The following is a 20,044-nucleotide window of genomic DNA, read 5'->3' as shown; positions in this document are numbered from 1 at the left end:
GGCATCGTCGACAAGGCCGAAGCGGCCAAGAAAGCCGCCTGACCGGGCGATTTTCCGCTCACCTCATTTCAAGACTGAACTGGACGAAAATCATGTCTGCCAAGGAAATCAAATTAGCCACCGATGCTCGCGACCGCATGTTGCGCGGCGTCGAACTGCTCAACAACGCCGTCAAGGTCACGCTCGGACCTAAGGGCCGTAATGTCGTGATCGACAAGTCGTATGGCGCACCGCGCATCACCAAGGACGGCGTCACAGTCGCCAAGGAAATCGAGCTTTCCGACAAGTTCGAGAACATGGGCGCGCAAATGGTGCGTGAAGTGGCCTCGAAGACCAACGACCTTGCTGGCGACGGCACCACGACCGCAACGGTGCTCGCCGCTTCCATTCTGCGCGAAGGCGCAAAGCTCGTTGCCGCCGGCATGAACCCGATGGATTTGAAGCGCGGCATAGACCTTGCCGTGGCTGCCGTCGTCAAGGACATCCAGACGCGTTCCAAGAAAGTGAAGTCATCCGATGAGATCGCCCAGGTCGGCACGATCGCCGCCAATGGCGACGCGTCCGTCGGCGCGATGATCGCCAAGGCGATGAAAAAGGTCGGCAATGAAGGCGTGATCACCGTCGAGGAAGCCAAGACCGCCGAGACCGAACTCGACGTCGTCGAAGGCATGCAGTTCGATCGCGGCTATCTCTCGCCTTATTTCGTCACCAACGCCGAGAAGATGCGCGCGGAGTTGGAAGACCCCTACATTCTCATCCACGAGAAGAAACTCGGCAATCTACAGGCCTTGCTGCCGATCCTCGAAGCCGTGGTGCAGAGCGGCAGGCCACTGCTGGTCATCTCCGAAGACGTCGAAGGCGAGGCCCTGGCTACGCTGGTCGTCAACAAGCTGCGCGGCGGCCTGAAAGTAGCGGCAGTCAAGGCGCCGGGCTTCGGCGATCGCCGCAAGGCCATGCTCGAGGACATCGCGATCCTGACCGGCGGCCAGATGATCTCGGAGGACCTCGGTATCAAGCTCGAGAACGTCACGATCGACATGCTCGGGCGGACAAAGCGCGTTCTCATCGAAAAGGACACGACCACGCTCGTCGACGGCTCTGGTGAAAAGAAGGACATTTCAGCGCGCGTCGCCCAGATCAAGCAGCAGATCGAGGAGACCACTTCGGACTACGACAAGGAGAAGCTGCAGGAGCGGCTGGCGAAGCTTGCCGGCGGTGTTGCGGTCATTCGCGTCGGCGGCGCGACCGAGACGGAAGTCAAGGAAAAGAAAGATCGCATCGACGATGCGCTCAACGCCACCCGCGCTGCGGTGGAAGAAGGCATCGTTGCCGGCGGCGGCGTTGCGCTACTGCGGGCCAAAGCGGCCTTGACCGGACTTACCGGAACCAATGCCGATGTGACGGCGGGCATCTCGATTGTCTTGAAAGCGCTCGAGGCGCCTATCCGGCAGATCGCTGAGAATGCCGGCGTTGAAGGCTCGATCGTCGTCGGCAAGCTGATGGCCGGAAAGGATCCCAACCAGGGGTTCAACGCGCAGACGGAAGCTTACGTCGACATGATCAAGGCCGGGATCGTCGATCCGGCCAAGGTCGTGCGCACCGCCCTTCAGGACGCGGGCTCCATCGCCGCGCTCCTGATTACCGCCGAAGCCATGATTGCGGATGTCCCGCCGAAGGATGCAGCCGCTGCGAACAACGGTGGTGGAATGGGTTACTGAGCGGTGCCTGAACGCCCGGCCGCCGACGGCCGGGCGGGCGCGCCACCGAGGGGCTGCGTCGCTGCGCTCATGACCTGACACTGGCGCCCAGCAGGCCGGCAGTTCTCGAGCGGCCAGCGACATGGCCGCCGAGATGTTTGTTTCTACGGGCTTTCCGCATCACAAAAGGAGTTGGCCGATGATCACGTTCGAAAAGAAGGGCGACCCGTCTCCGGCGGTTGCAAGCGAGACCGAGGAAAACCGGTTTGAGCAGATCCGCAAACTTGCCGCGGAGAGGCATAAGAAAGCGGATACCGACGGCACGCGCCGTCGAGATCGGCAGACGGTCGAGGATAACCGCCTGCGTTGACATTGCCGCTACGCCAAGGTGTTCGGCAATGCCATCAACCTAGGATCCAACGACTTCCAAGACTTCGATTTCGAAGAGAAGGTCCTCACCGGCGAGCGGGTGGTTGGCGTCGACCGTCGCCTGCTCGCTATCGAGATGCACAACCGTCAGTACAACCTGTCGACCGTCCGGAGTGTTCGCCTGGAGCCTGGCGCCCACATCGACGTCCTCGGGAACTGCCGCGCGCGGCACGGTCTGCACTTGGGCTTCGTCACGGGGGCCATAACCTTCCGCGGCGGGGACCGTCACCGTGCTCCGTTCGCCGACGGCCATGCCGTCGATCCTGCGATCGAGGCCCGGAATGATCTGACCCTCGCCGACTTGGAATTCTAGCGGTTCCTTCCCGGCTGATGAATCGAATTCGGTGCCGTCGGCTAGTTTTGCGGTATAGTGAATGCGCACGATGTCGCCGTTTTTGACTTCGGTCATATCTATCCCTCTGCTTGAGAAGAAACGCGGCTGCCGGCTTCGAAAGCCGCACGCCTAACCTACTCCGGCAGGTGCCGGATAGAGCTATAAGCAGATACCTAGCGCCCTGACCGTCGGTGTAAAGCTCGGCACAATATCGGCGTTGGGGCAGTGTCCGAAGTTCGGTGGCGGCGCGCCTCGAGCAGGAGGCTTTCGGGCATGAAAGCCGAAGGCGAGCCGTAGTACTTTGGATTTCAGGATCAGTGGCGTTTCGTCGCTGCTCTTCCCTTGTCACTCGAGAATCCGCCCAGCCGTTCTACAGCGTTGTCGGTCTCTTCGACCGTTGCTGCGCGCCTCAGGCCAAAGCGGATCGCGCCCATGCCGATCTTCGGCGGTCGCGGTACCCCAAGCCGAAGGGACCCGGAGCTTGACAACGCGGCTCGAACTTGTCATTCAATAATTACGTTGAATGATGTAGCGTCACTGGAAACCCGATGTCAATCCGCAACCCGAAGCAGGCCCTTTACGAGCAGTTCGCGACCGTCGCGAAGGCGCTCGGCAACCCGCAGCGGCTTGAACTGATAGAGCATCTGGGGCAGGGGCCGCGCAGTGTCGACTTGCTTGCGATGAAGCTCGGCCTGCCGATCGCCAACGTGTCCCAGCATCTGCAGTCGATGCGCAGGGCGGGCCTCGTTTCGGCCGAACGCGACGGGAAGTTCGTCAACTACCGTCTTGCCGACGAGAGCGTGCTTGCAGCTTTTGCGTCCATCAGGACCGTTGCCGAGCGCCACCTCGCTGAGGTCGACCGTATCGTCCGCGGCTATTTCGATGCACGTGACGATATGGAGCCTGTGGCACGCGAGGACCTCGTACAGCGCATGCGCGATGGGCTGGTCACTGTGCTCGATGTCCGTCCGCCGGACGAATTCGCGCGCGGCCACGTTCCTGGAGCGATCAATGTGCCGCTTGGCGACCTGGAAAGTCGCCTCCAGGAAATCGATCCGGCGCTGGAGGTCGTCGCCTACTGCCGCGGTCCCTGGTGCGTGATGTCCTTCGAGGCGGTGGCAGCGCTGCGCGCTCGCGGAATTTCTGCGCGGCGGCTGGAAGATGGTCTGCCGGAATGGAAAGCGGCGGGCATGCCTGTCGAAATAACGGCCTAGCCGAGTAAGGTCTGCCTTCTGGGCGGGAGACGCTACGTCCAGAAATGTGCGAAGGGTGACTTCCACGGCTTTCGCATGCCGCGCAAGCACCAGCAAAATGCCAAATCGGCTAACCCTCGCATACTTCCATGCCGGTAGCCCGAACGTTCACGGCCAACGTGCGATCACCGAGGTATTTGACAGCAACGCGCCGCGATGGCCATCTATGCACCTCCCGTTCAAAGGATGGCAAACGTGCATGGTGATGCCACACTAATCGCCACGGTGGCAGTGGGTTTTGTACTCGCGTTCGCGTTCGGATATCTCGCCGATCGCCTGCATCTGCCGCCTCTCGTCGGCTATCTTGTCGCTGGTATCTTCGCCGGCCCGTTCACGCCGGGCATTGTGGCCGATGGGGCTCTTGCGAGCCAGCTCGCCGAGATGGGTGTGATCCTGCTTATGTTCGGCGTCGGGCTGCATTTTTCAGCTTCGGATCTCCTGGCTGTTCGCGGAGTCGCTATCCCGGGCGCCATTGGGCAAATCGTGCTCGCCACACTGCTCGGGGTTGGCTTGTGCTGGCTTTGGGGGTGGAGCCTCGGCGCCGGAATCGTGGTCGGATTGAGCCTGTCCGTGGCGAGTACGGTCGTACTCCTGAAAGCACTGGAAGAGCGCAATCTGGTTGACAGCCCGAATGGCCGTGTCGCGGTCGGCTGGCTTATCGTTGAAGACCTGGTGATGGTGCTGGCGCTCGTGCTGCTGCCTGCGTTCGCTGAACTGCTGGGCAGCCATCCTGCTGCAGAAGGCGCTGCACATCAGGCAGTCTCTGGCGGTCAGCCCATTGTACTGGCGCTCGTCATGACACTCGGCAAAGTCGCGGCCTTTGCTGCACTGGCGATATTTCTTGGACCGAAAGTCGTGCCCTGGATATTGACCCAGGTCGCTCGCACCGGCTCGCGCGAGCTGTTCACATTATGCGTGCTCGCTCTCGCGCTGGGCATCGCCTACGGATCGGCGGAAGTGTTCGGCGTCTCATTCGCGCTCGGAGCGTTCTTCGCCGGCGTCGTGCTCAGCGAATCGCACCTGAGCAAGAGGGCCGCAGCCGGCTCCCTGCCACTGCAGGATGCATTTTCAGTTTTGTTTTTTGTTTCGGTGGGCATGCTGTTCGATCCATCGATCATCGTCCGACAACCCGGTGAGGTCTTCAGCGTCCTTGCCTTGATCGTTGTCGGCAAATCGCTGATCGCATTCGCAATCGTGCTGTTGCTGCGGTATCCAATAGGCATGGGCCTCACGGTGGCCGCGAGCCTCGCCCAGATCGGCGAGTTCTCCTTCATCCTTGTGGGACTGGGCATGTCGCACGGTCTGATACCGCCTGACGGGCGGGATTTCGTGCTTGCGGGGGCATTGCTGTCGATAACGCTCAACCCGCTCGTCTTTTTCATGACCGCGGAATTGCAAAAGCGGGTTCGCGCCATGTGGCCGGCCGCTTACGCCGCCTATGGCCGAGCTCACCATGAAACGCTGGTCCGCGACTTGGACAAGGTCAAGGCTCGAAGAAAGGCGCGCGAGCGGGCACGACAACTGAAGGTTCAAGAGCTGTTGAAGACGTTTCCGCTTCTGTCGCTGATCGACGAACACGACCAGGAAGAACTTCTCCTGCTGTTTCGACCGAAAGCGGCATCTCCCGGCGAGCGCGTGATCAGAATTGGCGAGAGAGGAGATGGGGTTTACTTCATCGCCTCCGGAGCGGTCGAGGTTCACGTCAATGGCCAGGCCATCCGTCTGGAAGCCGGTTCGTTCTTCGGTGAGATGGCGCTTCTGAGCGGCTCGAGGCGAACAGCAGATGTGACCGCGGTCGATTTCTGCCAATTTCTGGTGCTGGAGCGCCGCGACTTCAACCAGTTCATGGCGCGGCATCCGGCCCTGCGTGCGTCGGTCGACGAAATGGCAAATCGCCGGCGTGAAATGAATCTCACACACGCGCGGAGCAAAGCAAAGGGATCATAGTGCGACCTCGGTCAGAATCCGACTTGCAAAAGTCATACTATATGACTAAACGGTTTCTGGCGATCGGGGAGGAGCCGCGATCGACTTTTTGGGAGGTTCGAATGACCAGAATTTTGAAGACCATGCTGCTCGGATCGGCGATCGCCCTGGCGCTCGGCGGATCTGGGTTGGCCGCGGATTTGACGGTCGGCTTTTCGCAGATCGGATCGGAATCCGGCTGGCGCGCGGCCGAGACCAGCGTCACCAAGCTCGAGGCTGAAAAGCGCGGGATCGACCTGAAATTCGCCGACGCACAGCAGAAGCAGGAAAACCAGATCAAGGCGATCCGCGGCTTCATCGCCCAGGGCGTCGACGCGATCCTGGTGGCGCCGGTCGTCGCGACGGGCTGGGAATCCGTGCTTGAAGAGGCCAAGGACGCCGAGATCCCGGTCATCCTGCTCGACCGCGGCATAGACGGTTCGCCGGACCTCTATATGACCATGGTCGCCTCCGACCAGGTGCTCGAAGGCAAGGTTGCCGGGGAGTGGCTGGTGAAGGACGCCGCGGGCAAGGAGTGCAACGTGGTCGAACTGCAGGGCACGACGGGTTCCTCGCCCGCTATCAATCGCAAGAAGGGTTTCGAGGAAGCGATCGCCGGTACACCGACGATCAAGATCATCCGCAGCCAGACAGGCGACTTCACCCGCGCGAAGGGCAAGGAAGTGATGGAAGGCTTCCTCAAGGCCGAGGGCGGCGGCAAGAACATCTGCGCGCTCTACGCCCACAATGACGACATGGCGGTCGGCGCGATCCAGGCAATCAAGGAAGCCGGCCTGAAGCCCGGCGCCGACATCAAGGTCGTTTCGATCGACGCCGTACCGGATATTTTCAAGGCGATGGCCGACGGCGAGGCAAACGCCACCGTCGAGCTGACCCCGAACATGGCCGGGCCGGCCTTCGACGTCCTGGAGAAGTTCATGGCTGACGGCACCATGCCGCCCAAGCAGATCATCACGGAATCGAAGCTTTATACCCCTGCCGACGAGCCGATGAAGGTTTACGAGGAAAAGAAGGGCCTCGGCTACTGATCTTTCCCGCAAGCGGGCCGGCCTCCCAAGGGTCGGCCCGCTTCATCTGACGAACCGTGGCATATGAGCCGCATCACCCTCGGGGGAGGACGCCGTGAGCGAGCCTGACCTGCTGCTCAACGCGACCGACATCCGCAAGAGCTTTCTCGGCCTGAAAGCTCTTGACGGTATCGACTTCTCGGTGCGCAAGGGCGAAATCCATGCGCTGCTCGGCGAGAACGGCGCCGGCAAGTCGACGCTGATCAAGGTGCTGACCGGCGTCCACAAGGCCGACAGCGGCGCCATCGAACTCAACGGCCAAGCCGTGGCTGTGCGCGATCCCATGCACGCGCAGCAGCTCGGCATCGGCACCGTCTACCAGGAGGTGAATCTCCTGCCGAACCTGGCGGTGGCGGAGAATCTCTATATCGGCCGCCAGCCGAGGAGATTCGGCCTCGTCGACACCCGTACAATGCAGAAGCAGGCCAAGGCGCTGCTCGCCCAGTACGACATCGAGATCGATGTCGGCGCGCAGCTCTCCAGCTTCTCCATCGCCGTACAGCAGCTCGTCGCTATTGCCCGCGCGGTGGACATGTCCGGCTCGGTGCTCATTCTCGACGAGCCGACCGCGAGCCTCGACAGTCACGAGGTCGAGCTTCTCTTCGGCGTCATGCGCAAGTTGCGCGACCGCGGTCTGGGCATCGTTTTCATCACCCATTTTCTCGACCAGGTCTACGCCGTCAGCGACCGCATCACGGTGCTGCGCAACGGCAAGCTCGTGGGAACGAGGCAGACCAGCGATCTGACGAAAGTCGACCTCGTGTCGATGATGCTGGGCCGGACGCTGGCGGCCGCAACAGAGCACGGCCGCCGCGCGGCGCCACAGCCGTCGGAACGCAAGATTTCATTTTCGGATTTCGGCCGCGCTCGATCGGTCGCGCCTTTCGACCTGACAATCTCAGCAGGCGAGGTTGTCGGCGTCGCTGGGCTGCTGGGCTCCGGCCGCACCGAGACGGCGCGCCTCCTGTTCGGCATCGATCTGCCGGACCGCGGCACAATCACCGTGGACGGCAAGCCGGTCAGGATCGCGTCGCCGCGCGACGCCATCCGGCTTGGCTTCGGGCTTTGCCCCGAGGACCGCAAGGCGGACGGCATCATCGGCGACCTGTCGGTGCGTGAGAACATCGCTCTCGCCCTTCAGGCGCGGCGCGGCTGGCTCCGCCGCATGTCGACGCGCGAGCAGACGGAGCTGGCCGACCGTTTTGTCAAGGCGCTCGACATCCGCACCACCGACATCGAAAAGCCCGTGAAGCTGCTCTCCGGCGGCAACCAGCAGAAGGTGATCCTTGCCCGCTGGCTGGCCACGCAGCCGCGCTTTCTGATCCTTGACGAGCCGACGCGCGGCATCGATGTCGGTGCGCATGCCGAGATCATCGAACTCATAAACAGGCTCTGCGACGAAGGCCTGGGGCTGCTGGTCATTTCGTCCGAGATCGAGGAGATCGTCGCCTATTCGACGCGCGTGCGCGTGCTGCGCGACCGTGTTCATGCCGGTGAATTGGCCGGCGCAGAGATCTCCACCGACAACATCATGCGGGCGATCGCCGCCGAACACGGAGCGGCACGATGAGCGGGCTTGTGTCCGGATTGCGCAAGGCTGCCCCGCAGCTCGCTTGCCTTGCCGTCATCCTGTTTTTCAACTGGCTGGCCTTTCCCGGCTTCTTCGACCTGCGCCTGCAGGACGGACGCCTGTTCGGCAGTTTGGTGGACGTGCTCAATCGCGGCGCGCCGGTAGCGATCCTTGCCATCGGCATGACAGCGGTCATCGCCTCCAAGGGGGTCGACCTGTCCGTCGGGGCGGTGATGGCGATGGCTGGCGCGGTGGCGGCGACCATGACCGTCGAGGGCTATTCGCTGCCCGTAGTGTTGTTGTCGTCGCTGGCGGTCGGAATCGCCTGCGGCGTGCTCAATGGCCTGCTCGTCGCCGTCCTCGAACTCCAGCCCATCGTGGCGACCCTGATCCTCATGGTCGCCGGCCGCGGCATTGCGCAGCTGATCACCGAGGGCGTCATCGTCACCTTCGTGGAGCCGGGCCTGATCTTCTTCGGCACCGGCTCCTTCCTCGGTCTGCCGATGCCGGTCATCATCGCGGCGGCGCTCGCGCTGCTTACGGTGCTTGTCGTTCGACGCACCGCGCTCGGCATGCTGATCGAGTCGATCGGCGTGAATCGCTCGGCCTCCACCTATGCCGGCATCAACAGCCGCCTGCTGATCGTGATGATCTATACATTCTGCGGCTTCTGCGCCGCCCTGGCCGGCATCATCGCCGCCGCCGACATCCGCGGCGCAGACGCCAACAATGCGGGCCTGTGGCTCGAACTCGACGCAATCCTTGCGGTCGTGATCGGGGGCACGTCGCTGCTCGGCGGGCGCTTTTCAATACTGATGTCGGTCCTGGGCGCGATCATCATCCAGTCGATGAACACCGGTATCCTGATCTCCGGCTTTCCGCCGGAATACAACCTTATCGTCAAGGCAGCCGTCATCATATTGATCCTGCTCGTTCAGGCGGCGTCGCTGAGCGGCTTCAAACTGCTGCTGCGGCCCGGCGCCGCCGCAACTGCAAGGAAGGCCGAAGCCTGATGACTTCCTCGCGCCTCCTTCCCTTCTACGCCACGCTGGTGATCTTCCTGCTCGCATACGCAGTGTGCGTCATCCAGTTCCCGAACATGCTTTCCACGCGCGTCCTGGGCAATCTGCTCACCGACAATGCGTTTCTCGGTATAGCGGCGGTCGGCATGACCTTCGTGATCATCTCGGGCGGCATCGACCTGTCGGTCGGCTCCGTAATCGGCTTTACCAGCGTTCTGATCGCCGTGCTTGTGACCTGGTACGGCGTACACCCGCTGGCCGCCTTCTGCATCGCACTCACTATTGCGACAGTCTTCGGCGCCGCCATGGGCGCGGTCATCCATTATCTCGATGTGCCGGCGTTCATCGTGACCCTAGCGGGCATGTTCCTGGCGCGCGGCATGGCTTTCGTCATCACCACCGATTCCATTCCGATAGCGCACGAGTTCTACACCACGCTCCACGGCTTGTACTTTCGCATGCCGGGCGGCGGCCGGCTGACGCTCATCGGCGGTTTGATGGTGATCGTCTTCCTGGCCGGCATCGTGGTCGCGCATTACACCCGGTTCGGCTCCTACGTCTATGCGATCGGCGGCAACAGGACCTCGGCCGAACTGATGGGCGTGCCCGTTGCCCGCACGACGATCGGCATCTACGCGCTGTCGGGTTTCCTGTCCGGGCTCGCAGGCGTCGTCTTCTCGCTCTACACCTCGGCCGGCTACTCGCTCTCCGCCGTCGGCGTCGAACTCGACACGATCGCGGCGGTCGTCATCGGAGGCACGCTGCTGACAGGCGGCGTCGGGCTGGTGGCCGGCACGTTCGTTGGCGTCATCATCCAGGGCCTGATCCAGACCTACATCGTATTCGACGGCACCCTGTCGAGCTGGTGGACGAAGATCGTCGTCGGCCTTTTGCTCTTTGCCTTCATTGCCCTGCAGCGGCTATTGGTGGTCCTGTCGGCCCGCAAAGGGTCGTCGCAGGTCGCAACACCATGATCACCATCCAGCCAGGCATCAGCCGCACGCTCCCGCCGAAGGGATTTCACGGCCATGTCATGGCAGATCTCGGACGTGGCATCGTTTCCGGCGCCTTCCCCGAAAACTCCATTCTTCCCCGCGACGCCGAACTCCAGCATCGCTACGGCGTCTCGCGCACGGTTCTGCGCGAGGCTTTGAAGACGCTGGCCGCCAAGGGAATGATCATGCCCAAGGCCAAGATCGGAACGCGCGTGATGCCGCGCGACAACTGGAACCTGTTCGACCCCGACATTCTCCAGTGGCATGCGGATACAGGCGCAGTTGATGCCGAGTTCCTGTTCAGCCTGCAGGAAATGCGACTGGCGCTCGAACCGGAAGCGGCGGCCTTGGCGGCCTTGCGCCGGACTGACGAGCAGGTCAGGGAATTGTACCGATGCGTCGACCGCATGGGCGACCCGGCCGTGACTGGCGACGATTTCGTCGAATACGATCTGCGTCTGCACATCGGGGTCGCCGAGGCTTCGCAAAATCCGTTCATGCGGGCGATCAGCGGGCTGATCGAGGTGGCGCTCGCCACCACCTTTGCCGTCAGTTCGCCAATCCCCAATACGGAGCGCCACAAGCTTACCGTGGAGCGCCACCGCGCCATCGTCAGCGCCATCGAACAGCACGATCAGGCGTCGGCACGCGCCGCCATGCGCCAGGTCATCCAGGAAGGCATCGACCGCGTCGCCGATGTTACCGGCAATCCGCCGCCGGAAGAGCAATTTTCATGACGGACCAAAACAAACCCGACCAGGGTGGATTCAAGCCAGCGATATGGCCGCGAAAGCTGCGTTCCCAGGAATGGTTCGGCGGAACGTCGCGCGACCACATCTACCACCGCTCCTGGATGAAGAACCAGGGACTGCCGGCCGACCTGTTCGACGGCCGCCCGGTCATCGGCATATGCAACACCTGGTCGGAGCTGACGCCCTGCAACGCGCATCTGCGCGATCTTGCGCAGCGCGTGAAGCACGGCATTTACGAAGCTGGCGGGCTGCCGCTGGAATTCCCTGTATTCTCCACCGGCGAGAGCGCACTTCGCCCGACGGCCATGATGTACCGCAACCTCGCATCGATGGATGTCGAGGAGGCGCTGCGGGCCAACCCGCTCGACGGCGTGGTGCTGATGGTCGGCTGCGACAAGACGACGCCGGCGCTGCTGATGGGCGCGGCTTCCGCCGACATTCCGGCCATCGCCGTCACCGGCGGGCCGATGCTCAACGGCTGGTTCCGCAACGAGCGCGTCGGATCCGGTACCGCACTCTGGCAGATGTCGGAGGCGATCAAGGCCGGCACGATGAGCCAGCAGGACTTCCTCGACGCCGAGCAGGCGATGAGCCGCTCGCCCGGCTCCTGCAACACGATGGGCACGGCCTCCACGATGGCCTCCATGGCAGAGGCCCTCGGCATGGCGCTTTCGGGCAACGCCGCAATCCCCGCCGTCGACAGCCGCCGGCGGGTTATGGCCCAGCTCACCGGCCGGCGCATCGTGCAGATGGTCAAGGACGATCTCAAGCCCTCGGACATTCTGACGCGCGAGGCATTCGAGAATGCGATCCGCACCAACGGCGCCATCGGCGGCTCGACTAACGCCGTGGTGCATCTGCTGGCCCTTGCCGGCCGCGCCGGTGTGGATCTGACGCTCGACGACTGGGATCGGCTTGGCCGCGACGTGCCGACCATCGTCAATCTGATGCCGTCCGGGAAATATCTGATGGAGGAGTTCTTCTATGCCGGCGGGCTTCCCGTCGTGCTGAAGCGGCTCGGCGAATCCGGATTGCTGCACAAGGATGCGCTGACGGTTTCCGGCCAGACGCAGTGGGAGGAGGTCAAGGACGTCACAAACTGGAACGAGGACGTCATACTGCCGGTCGACAGGGCGTTGACGCAGCAGGGCGGCATCGCGGTGCTGCGCGGGAATCTCGCGCCGAAGGGCGCGGTTCTGAAGCCTTCCGCCGCCACGCCTGCGCTGATGGTCCATCGCGGCCGCGCGGTCGTCTTCGAGGACATCGACGACTACAAGAAGAAAATCGACGACCCCGATCTCGACATAGACGAGACCTGCGTGATGGTGCTGAAGAACTGTGGGCCGCGCGGCTATCCCGGCATGTCCGAGGTCGGCAATATGGGCCTGCCGCCAAAAGTGCTGAAGAAGGGCATAACGGACATGATCCGCATTTCGGATGCGCGCATGTCCGGAACCGCTTACGGCACGGTGATCCTGCATACCAGCCCGGAGGCCGCGGCCGGTGGGCCGCTGGCCATCGTTCGCAACGGCGATTTCATCGAAGTCGATGTGCCGAACCGGCGGCTGCATCTCGACGTGCCGGAAGACGAGATCGAGCGGCGGCTCAGGGATTGGAAGAACCCGGTCAGGCGGCCCGAAAGCGGATATGCCATGCTCTACCATGACCACGTCACCGGGGCAGATACCGGCGCCGATTTCGACTTCCTCAAGGGCGTGCGCGGCAATGCCGTGCCGAAGGATTCTCACTGACGCAGGACAGCGGCGGGATGGTCCTAACCGCTTAGCGGTATTGCTCCGGCCTCTCCAGGTCAGCTGGATAATCGCGCAGTGCTTTCGGCCCACGACCGATGCGCCTGCTGGGCAACATAAAACACCAGGGCAAGGCTGGCGTTGAACTCGAACATCTCCTCCACCGCCGACAGCGCATTGGACGCCGTGGCGATGTCGATGACTTGCGCAAGGCCGATGAACCCGATGTGCAGGAAGAGCAGGACGTGATCCGTGAGCCCCGAGCGCCTGTTCCTTATCCCGTTCAATAGCTGGGTCAGGGCGAACATCATGATGCCGAGGGAAGCGGCAAGCAACAGGCCCACCCACAGCCAGGCCAGGCTCCGATCGACATCGTGCAGCAGCCGATAAGCCAGGATCAGCAGGTCGTGGAAGCCATCCAGTTCGCCGCCTCCATAAAGGGCAGGGGGCTGGAATCCGAAGATGCGGGAACCAAAGCTGGTTTCGTCCATCAATTCGATGAACCCGATCAGCCCCGCGACCACCAGCGGCGCGCGCAGACCCCATAGAGCGGACGCCGCCCCGGCTCCGAGCACGACAGCCGCCAGGCAGGCGACAGAGGCCATTTCGATGATGCCGTCTTCCTGCAGGAGCAAGGACCGCGCACTCGGAGCCAGAATTGCTGTCAGGGCGGCCGCAAGCGTGCAGAATGCTATGGCGATGAGCGGGACAGTCAGCCACTGGGACTGATCTCTCGATTGTGGGAGGAATGGAGCAAAAGTCGTGGCGCCGGTCCCGGCACTGCTTTCTTCACGGACAACGGACGCCATGCGCGCTCCTTAACAAATCTGTCACGGAATCGTCACATACCGCCGATTTTCGGCTAGGAAAGGGCAAGGCGAAATTATCTGCGCCCAGCGCGTGCTGAGCCGGACATGGATTTGACGAGCCCGCGACGGAGCCCGAGGGATCACGATGTGGATTGGACAGTCGGGTCGGCAGGGCTATTGAAACGCACACCGGTGCGAGGCGCTCGGTCGGCCCCGCTCTCTCCAACCGGTCGCGACGTAAATCCGGCTATCCGGCCATTGACCGGAATCAAGCTATTGCAGTAGGGGGTCAGGCGTTGCGCGGGGCGGGCCTGCCGAAAAACTCCTGCCTTGCAGTCTCGCCGACCAGCCGGAGCCTGGCCAGACTGCGAAGCATGCGTCTCGGCCGCTTGAGCGCCTGCCAGCTCAGGAAATACGTGACCAGGAGGCTAGGCGCCTTGCTGTGCGACCCGCTGTGGGCGACGCGGTAGACGGCGCCGCGGAATGGCAGCGGCGTCAGCGGCGCGCCACGCTCGGCGAGGATGCCGGCGATGCGGACATGACTGCCGAGCATCGACTTGATCAAATCGAGCGAGGCGTCCTCGAAGTGCTCCGGCAGGCCGTAGAGGTCCGATCGGATGATCAGCGACGTTCCGCAGAGATGGTCGAAGTCGTCATACCCCAGCAGGAGCTTGCCACCGTCGTCCCATATATAGCCGCGATTGATCGTCCATCCGTTGGCGTCGGGATTTTCCGATACGTATTGGACGATCCTGGCGCTTACGAAGTCATCATCGTCAACTATCATGAAGAAGCGGCTGTCGCGGGCGCCGAGCATTCCCTTCAGCACGCGGCGTCCCTTGTCGGCGCGGAAGGCGTCGTAGACGTCCTCGATGTTGCCAGACTTGCCGATTTCGTGCATGTCGTTCGGAGGAAAGGTGACGCGCTCTACGCTGAAGCGGGGCGGCAGGTCGGGCAGGTCGGCGCCCTCGTTTGCCACGATGACGCCTCGCCAATCGTCATTCGTCTGGTTCGAGATCGAGGCGATGGTTTGGGTGAGATTCGCCTTGAGAAGGTTCCAGTCGCGGGCATTGTCCTGATGGCGGACGGGAATGATGAAGGTGACGAGCGTCATCGAATCCCGCCTCCCGTTTGCATGGGCCGTCGCGTCATGCGGCGGCTCCCACGCTGGCCTGATGGCGCGCCCAGGCGATCCCGTCGTCGAGCGACGCCGCCTTGTAGGACAGGTCGGTTCCGCCGGAAAACGCCGCCATGAATCGCCGCACCTTGCCGTAGCTGTTGTCGAGCACGGCATGCGGCCGCCCGAGCAGCAGCGAGCAGATGTGGACGTGCAGGCGATCGGTGACGATCGCGCGCCCGCGCGCAATCTGCGTGATGCCGCGCCGGAAGCGGTTGTGCGCTGCCGCGTCGAGCTTGCGCAGCCGTATCTCAGCCGGTTTGAGCGCTACCAGCGCCGACGCCGCGCCGAACGCCTTGGAGACGCGCACGCGCCTGGCGGATTCGGTCGTCCAGTCTTCCATCGGAATGTCCGGATAGGCCGAGAGATCGGCGTCGCCCGCCTTTTCAAGGTCCGCCCTCAGCATCGCAAGCACGGGAAACTCGGATGCGGCGGGCTGGAGCGCGCCGATGCAGAAGGCCATGTCGGGGCAGAGACGCACCTGGCAGTCGAAGTGCTTTTGCGCGAACTCTCTCGATTCCTCGTCGCGGACCAGCAGCACGAAATTCTTGTGGCGCCCGATGGCTCGCGCGCTCTGTTCCACGCGTTCCTTCGACTTGTAGTGGATCGACTGGGGGAACTGGATGACCTGACGCTCGGGGAAGCGCTCGAGCACCCGCTCGCGGAAATCCTGGTGCGCGCCCCAGATGTCGCCGAAATTGCCGCCGCCATGGATGAAGATCGGGCCTGTCGGCATGACGCGTTCAAGGTCCTCGGGCGAGAAATCGTCAATTCGCGAAACGTAGGCCGGGCGCTTGCCGTACCGATTCTGGAGGTAGGCCATTTCCCCCAGCCAGATCGCCGAATCACCGCAGTTGCGAATGTCCGGAAAGTCGAGGATAGCCAGCGGCTCGTCGTCGGAGATGTAGTCCTTCAGGCAGTCGTGTATGACACCCCGCAACCTGGCGATCACGTCCAGATTTGATTCTGCAGGCATTTTTTCATCTCCATCTGGCTGGCAGGGCCGTACGCGGCGGCAGGGATTGCCGTGTAGTGTTCAAGCTGGGCGAACTTTGGACAGGATCTTGCCCAAGATCTTCTGGACCTCCGTTTCGGGTCCGGCCGGCCGCCCCATCAACATCCAGAGCAGCAAAGTCGACCCGCAATAGAGGCCGGCGCCGAGCGCAACCAGCATCGCCAGTTGCTCCGCCAGCATGATCTTCTCGGTCGTATGGGGCAGATAGCCGGATGCGAGCGTCACGCCTGCCGCCATCACCGCGATGCTCGTCAGTGCCCGCATATTGGCCGAGAGTTGCTTCAATACCGTGACGCCGATGAAGCGCCGCACGAGAATCATGTTGACGAGCGCGCTGAACAGCCCGGTGAATACGCGGCCGATGATGACGCCCTGAAGGCCGGCGAGCATCAACCCGACGATCATGATGGGAACGCGGACGCACAGCATCTGCGTGTCGCGGATGAACAAAAGCCGCGTCTCACCCTTGGCCATGCCGAGCGGCTGCACCAGCGAGCCCAGCGTCTGCAGCGCGAAAACCGAGGCGAGCGACTGGATGATGAAGATGATCGGCGCCCATTTCTCCCCAAGCGCCAGTCTGACCAGCGGGTCTGCCACCACCGCGACCCCGATGCCGGCGGGGAGGGCGATTGCGGCGACCAGCGCCTGCACGCGCTGATAGGCGGCGGCGAGACGTGCCGGATCGTCGCGAATGCTGGAGAAGCCCGGATAGATCGTCTGGACAAGAGGCGCAGTCGCTTCGCGCGTCGGCATCATGGCGAGATTGGAGCCGACCGAATAATAGCCGAGCGCCGTGCCGCCGAGCATCTTGCCGACCAGCAGATAATCAAAACGCCAGTTGAGCGTGTTGACGATCTGGCCGGCTGTCAGCCACGCGGAGAAGGAAAAGAACTCCCGTATGTGCTGGAAGGTGATCCTGGGCCGGAACGGCAGCACGAGATAGGAGATGATGACGTTCGTGGCCTGGGTCACCAGCGTCCCGACGACCAGCGCCCAATAGCTCTGATAGATTATCGCGATCGCCACCGCGGCGACGAAGCCGGTCAGCTTCTGCGAGACGCTGAGCACGAACTCCTGCCAGAAGATCAACTCGCGCTGAAGCATGATCAGGCGCGGATTGGTCAGGCCGCTCAGCAGCATGCTGAAGCCCAGGGCAATCATGACGCCGGCGAGCCTGGGCTCCTCGAACAGCCCGGACGCCGGATAGGCGCAGGCGGCAAAGAGAAGGCAAAGGAGCAGTCCGCGTGTGGCGTTGAGCGTCCAGGCGGCGCTGAGATGCGATTCCTTGGGCGCTTCGTGACGGATGAGCGCCTGGGTGAGCGAGAGCTCGGTGACGGTGCTGACGATCAGCAGCATGGTCGTGCCCAGCGCGACGACGCCGAAATCGGCGGGCGCCAGGTACCACGCCAGCACGATGGTGCTCAGCGTCGCCAGACCGTTCACGATCGCCCGGGACAGGCTTAGCCACATGCTCCCCTTGATTAGCCGGCCGCTGATGCTGGTCATATGACGAGGATGGCCCTGCTGATGCTGGCTACGCTGATGGCAGTGCGGACCACCGAGGGAACGGTATTCGTCCTCAGATCGACGTTCATGGGAGGGATGTCCGCCGGCGCCAAACCGTACTCCAATCGGAACTGATGCGGCGGCAATCCGCACGCCCTGAATTCCTGCACTCGGCTGATGGTGCTTGCCGACCACGCCGCTGACCGAAGCCGCCGCGAACTTAATTGCGCCTATGCTGCACTGCAATAGGAATGCGATCACGGTTCGTTTCAGGCGTTTTCGATAGCTCGAATTCGACCGCGGCCCTGGACTTGGCGGTGGATTGACTTGCCTCCGTGCCGGCGCGCCGTCATTGTCCCGGCTTCCCGCCGCGCGCGATGCGCACGACCAGCCAGGAGACACGGATGCCTATCATCAACCGGATTTCGGGGTTTCACGACGACATCACGAAATGGCGGCGCGACATTCACGCGCACCCCGAACTGCAGTTCGATGTGCACCGGACGGCGGCTCTGGTGGCCGAGAAGCTGAAGGAGTTCGGCGTCGACGAGATCGCCACCGGTATCGGGCGCACCGGCGTGGTCGGCGTCATCAAGGGCCGTCAGACTGCGAGCAGCAAGACGATCGGCCTGCGCGCCGACATGGATGCGCTGCCGATCCAGGAGATCGTCGAGCGGCCTTATATGTCAAAGACGCCCGGCGTGATGCACGCCTGCGGCCATGACGGGCATACGGCGATGCTGCTGGGGGCCGCGCGCTACCTTGCCGAGACACGCAATTTCGACGGCACGGCCGTGGTCATATTCCAGCCAGCGGAGGAGGGGGGCGGCGGCGGCCGCGAAATGGTCAATGAAGGCATGATGGACCGCTTCGGGATCGACGAAGTCTACGGCATGCACAACGCGCCGGGCATTCCCTTCGGCCAGTTCTCGATCCGTTCGGGGCCTATGATGGCGGCCGCCGACATGTTCATAATCGATATCGAAGGCAAGGGCGGCCACGCGGCGCGCCCCCAGCGCGTCATCGACACGACGTTGGTCGGCGCGCACATCATGACCGCGCTGCAGTCGGTGGTGGCGCGAAACGTCGATCCGATCGAGGCGGCGGTGGTCTCGGTCACAACCTTCAAGGCGGGCGACGCCTTCAATGTCATCCCGCAGACGGCGCGGCTGACCGGCACTGCCCGCACCTTGTCATCCGAAGTGCGCGACCTCCTAGAAAACCGCATGAGGGAAGTGGTCGAGCACACGGCGGCTGCCTTCGGCGCAAAGGCTACGCTCGACTACCAGCGTCACTATCCGGTCCTGTCGAACAATGCCGAGAAAGCCGAATTCGCCGGCTCCGTCGCCCGGCTCGTCTCCGACAAGGTCGACATGAACACGCCGCAGGTCATGGGCGGAGAGGATTTTTCCTTCATGCTGGATGCCAGGCCCGGCGCGTTCATCTATCTCGGCCAGGGCGACACGCAGTACCTGCATCACCCGGAATACGACTTCAACGACGACATCATCCCGATCGGCGCGTCCTACTGGGCCAAGCTGGTCGAGACGGCGCTGCCGGCCCGCTGAGCCGGGTCAGCGCGCCGGCGGCGGGAGGGCGGCGTCGACGCCGTCCGCGTAGAGGTGACAGAGCACCTTGGCGTTGCCTACCTGATAGAGCGGCGGCACGATGGTCTTGCAATGCGGCATCACATACGGGCAGCGCGGGTTGAAGTGGCAGCCGGCCGGCGGGTTGATCGGATTTGGGATCTCGCCGGCGATGGACTGGCGCTCGACGCCTTCCATGCCGATGTCGGGAACGGCGTCGAGCAGCATCCTGGTGTAGGGTTGCTTCGGCGCCGCGAAGAGCTCGCGCGCCGGCGCTTCCTCGACCAGCCGTCCGAGATAGAGAACGCCGACCCTTGTCGCCATGTGGCGCACGACGGCCAGATTGTGGCTGATGAACAGGTAGGTCAGCCCGAGGCGCTCCTGCAACTCGCGCAGCAGATTGAGAACCTGCGCCTGCACCGAGACGTCGAGCGCGGAGGTAGGCTCGTCGCAGACGATGAATTCGGGTTCGGAGGCTAGCGCCCGGGCGATCGCAATGCGCTGGCGCTGGCCGCCGGAGAATTCATGCGGAAACTTGCCGGCGTCGCGCGGATCGAGGCCGACGAGCGCCAGAAGTTCTCCGACCCGGGCCTCGCGGTCGCGGGCGTCGGCGATCAGGCCGAAGGCCTTGATCGGTTCGGCCACGATCGAGCCGACGCGCCAGCGCGGGTTGAGGCTGGCGAAGGGGTCCTGGAAGATCATCTGGATCCGCCGGCGTATCTGGCGCTGGCGCGGGCCGCCGCTCTCGGCCCAGATGTCGGCCCCACCGATATGGACGCTGCCGGACGTCGGCGGCAAAAGGCCGACCACCATCCTGGCGATGGTGGACTTGCCCGATCCCGATTCGCCGACCAAGGCATAGGTTTCGCCGCGGTTTATCGCGATGTCGACGCCGTCGACCGCAGTCAGCGTCACCTTGCCGCTGCCGTCGAGAAGGCGGTTCAGCCAGCGCTTGGACAGGTCGAAGACGCGGCCCAGCCCTTCGACCTCGACCAGCGGCACGCCGTCTACCGCCGGAGCCTCGGCGATATGGTCCGGCGCGGCGCTCACAGGCCTGCTCCCGCGGGAACGGCGCGGACCTCGATGCCGGCGGCC

Annotated in this window: 17 protein-coding genes; 11 read left to right on the top strand and 6 right to left on the bottom strand. The window is 63.3% G+C overall.

What is annotated here, in order from left to right; genetic code table 11:
• Positions 1–92: 92 nt before the first annotated feature.
• Both groL and MAXJ12_RS17595 read left to right on the top strand, forming a co-directional pair.
• Entirely contained in the window at positions 93–1,718 is a 1,626-nt protein-coding gene (groL, locus tag MAXJ12_RS17600; protein WP_008837286.1) for a chaperonin GroEL, read from the top strand.
• 178 nt (positions 1,719–1,896) lie between these two features.
• Positions 1,897–2,067: a hypothetical protein gene (locus tag MAXJ12_RS17595; protein WP_085983975.1), complete on the top strand. Its 171-nt coding sequence runs from the start codon at positions 1,897–1,899 to the stop codon at positions 2,065–2,067.
• 39 nt (positions 2,068–2,106) lie between these two features.
• On the opposite strand, the gene MAXJ12_RS17590 is transcribed toward MAXJ12_RS17595, so the two are convergent.
• Positions 2,107–2,535 (bottom strand): FKBP-type peptidyl-prolyl cis-trans isomerase, encoded by a 429-nt coding sequence (locus tag MAXJ12_RS17590; RefSeq protein WP_008837284.1) that lies wholly within the window; start codon positions 2,533–2,535, stop codon positions 2,107–2,109.
• 473 nt (positions 2,536–3,008) lie between these two features.
• On the opposite strand from MAXJ12_RS17590, the gene MAXJ12_RS17585 reads away from it, so the two are divergent.
• The 8 genes from MAXJ12_RS17585 to araD all read left to right on the top strand — a co-directional run bounded on the left by MAXJ12_RS17585 (position 3,009) and on the right by araD (position 12,856).
• Complete coding sequence (locus tag MAXJ12_RS17585; RefSeq protein ID WP_008837282.1) at positions 3,009–3,674, top strand: ArsR/SmtB family transcription factor; 666 nt, start codon at positions 3,009–3,011, stop codon at positions 3,672–3,674.
• 234 nt (positions 3,675–3,908) lie between these two features.
• Entirely contained in the window at positions 3,909–5,660 is a 1,752-nt protein-coding gene (locus MAXJ12_RS17580; protein ID WP_040586649.1) for a cation:proton antiporter domain-containing protein, read from the top strand.
• A 122-nt stretch (positions 5,661–5,782) separates the two neighbouring features.
• Entirely contained in the window at positions 5,783–6,727 is a 945-nt protein-coding gene (gene ytfQ / locus MAXJ12_RS17575; RefSeq protein ID WP_085983974.1) for a galactofuranose ABC transporter, galactofuranose-binding protein YtfQ, read from the top strand.
• A gap of 94 nt (positions 6,728–6,821) precedes the next feature.
• Positions 6,822–8,336: a galactofuranose ABC transporter, ATP-binding protein YtfR gene (gene ytfR, locus MAXJ12_RS17570; RefSeq protein ID WP_008837279.1), complete on the top strand. Its 1,515-nt coding sequence runs from the start codon at positions 6,822–6,824 to the stop codon at positions 8,334–8,336.
• Positions 8,333–9,349 (top strand): ABC transporter permease, encoded by a 1,017-nt coding sequence (locus MAXJ12_RS17565; protein ID WP_008837278.1) that lies wholly within the window; start codon positions 8,333–8,335, stop codon positions 9,347–9,349. The genes ytfR and MAXJ12_RS17565 overlap by 4 nt, the downstream gene beginning before the upstream one ends.
• Positions 9,349–10,332, top strand: a complete 984-nt coding sequence (yjfF, locus tag MAXJ12_RS17560) for a galactofuranose ABC transporter, permease protein YjfF (protein ID WP_008837277.1) — start codon at positions 9,349–9,351, stop codon at positions 10,330–10,332. Before MAXJ12_RS17565 ends, yjfF begins: the two co-directional genes overlap by 1 nt.
• A complete protein-coding gene (locus tag MAXJ12_RS17555; RefSeq protein WP_008837276.1) occupies positions 10,329–11,090 on the top strand; it encodes a FadR/GntR family transcriptional regulator in 762 nt (253 codons plus the stop codon). Before yjfF ends, MAXJ12_RS17555 begins: the two co-directional genes overlap by 4 nt.
• On the top strand, positions 11,087–12,856 hold the full coding sequence (gene araD, locus MAXJ12_RS17550) for an L-arabinonate dehydratase (protein WP_008837275.1): 1,770 nt from the start codon (positions 11,087–11,089) through the stop codon (positions 12,854–12,856). Before MAXJ12_RS17555 ends, araD begins: the two co-directional genes overlap by 4 nt.
• A gap of 59 nt (positions 12,857–12,915) precedes the next feature.
• Here the strand turns inward: araD and MAXJ12_RS17545 are convergent, their stop codons facing one another.
• The 4 genes from MAXJ12_RS17545 to MAXJ12_RS17530 form a co-directional block, all read right to left on the bottom strand.
• Positions 12,916–13,491 carry a hypothetical protein gene (locus MAXJ12_RS17545; RefSeq protein ID WP_008837274.1) on the bottom strand — a complete coding sequence of 192 codons (576 nt, stop codon included), beginning with the start codon at positions 13,489–13,491 and terminating at the stop codon, positions 12,916–12,918.
• 463 nt (positions 13,492–13,954) lie between these two features.
• Positions 13,955–14,779 (bottom strand): hypothetical protein, encoded by an 825-nt coding sequence (locus tag MAXJ12_RS17540; RefSeq protein ID WP_008837273.1) that lies wholly within the window; start codon positions 14,777–14,779, stop codon positions 13,955–13,957.
• Positions 14,780–14,813: 34 nt separating this feature from the next.
• Positions 14,814–15,818, bottom strand: a complete 1,005-nt coding sequence (locus MAXJ12_RS17535) for a polysaccharide pyruvyl transferase family protein (RefSeq protein WP_008837272.1) — start codon at positions 15,816–15,818, stop codon at positions 14,814–14,816.
• A gap of 60 nt (positions 15,819–15,878) precedes the next feature.
• Positions 15,879–17,363: a lipopolysaccharide biosynthesis protein gene (locus MAXJ12_RS17530; RefSeq protein ID WP_008837271.1), complete on the bottom strand. Its 1,485-nt coding sequence runs from the start codon at positions 17,361–17,363 to the stop codon at positions 15,879–15,881.
• Positions 17,364–17,767: 404 nt separating this feature from the next.
• Between MAXJ12_RS17530 and MAXJ12_RS17525 the strand changes: the two genes are divergently transcribed.
• On the top strand, positions 17,768–18,931 hold the full coding sequence (locus MAXJ12_RS17525; RefSeq protein WP_008837269.1) for a M20 aminoacylase family protein: 1,164 nt from the start codon (positions 17,768–17,770) through the stop codon (positions 18,929–18,931).
• A 6-nt stretch (positions 18,932–18,937) separates the two neighbouring features.
• Here the strand turns inward: MAXJ12_RS17525 and MAXJ12_RS17520 are convergent, their stop codons facing one another.
• On the bottom strand, positions 18,938–19,999 hold the full coding sequence (locus tag MAXJ12_RS17520) for an ABC transporter ATP-binding protein (RefSeq protein WP_008837268.1): 1,062 nt from the start codon (positions 19,997–19,999) through the stop codon (positions 18,938–18,940).
• Between the last annotated feature and the right edge of the window lie 45 nt (positions 20,000–20,044).

It is taken from the genome of Mesorhizobium alhagi CCNWXJ12-2 (genome assembly GCF_000236565.1).
Lineage (GTDB): Bacteria > Pseudomonadota > Alphaproteobacteria > Rhizobiales > Rhizobiaceae > Allomesorhizobium > Allomesorhizobium alhagi.
The sequence above is the reverse complement of the archived record's forward strand: the minus strand, read 5'-3'. Positions and strand labels throughout refer to the sequence as shown.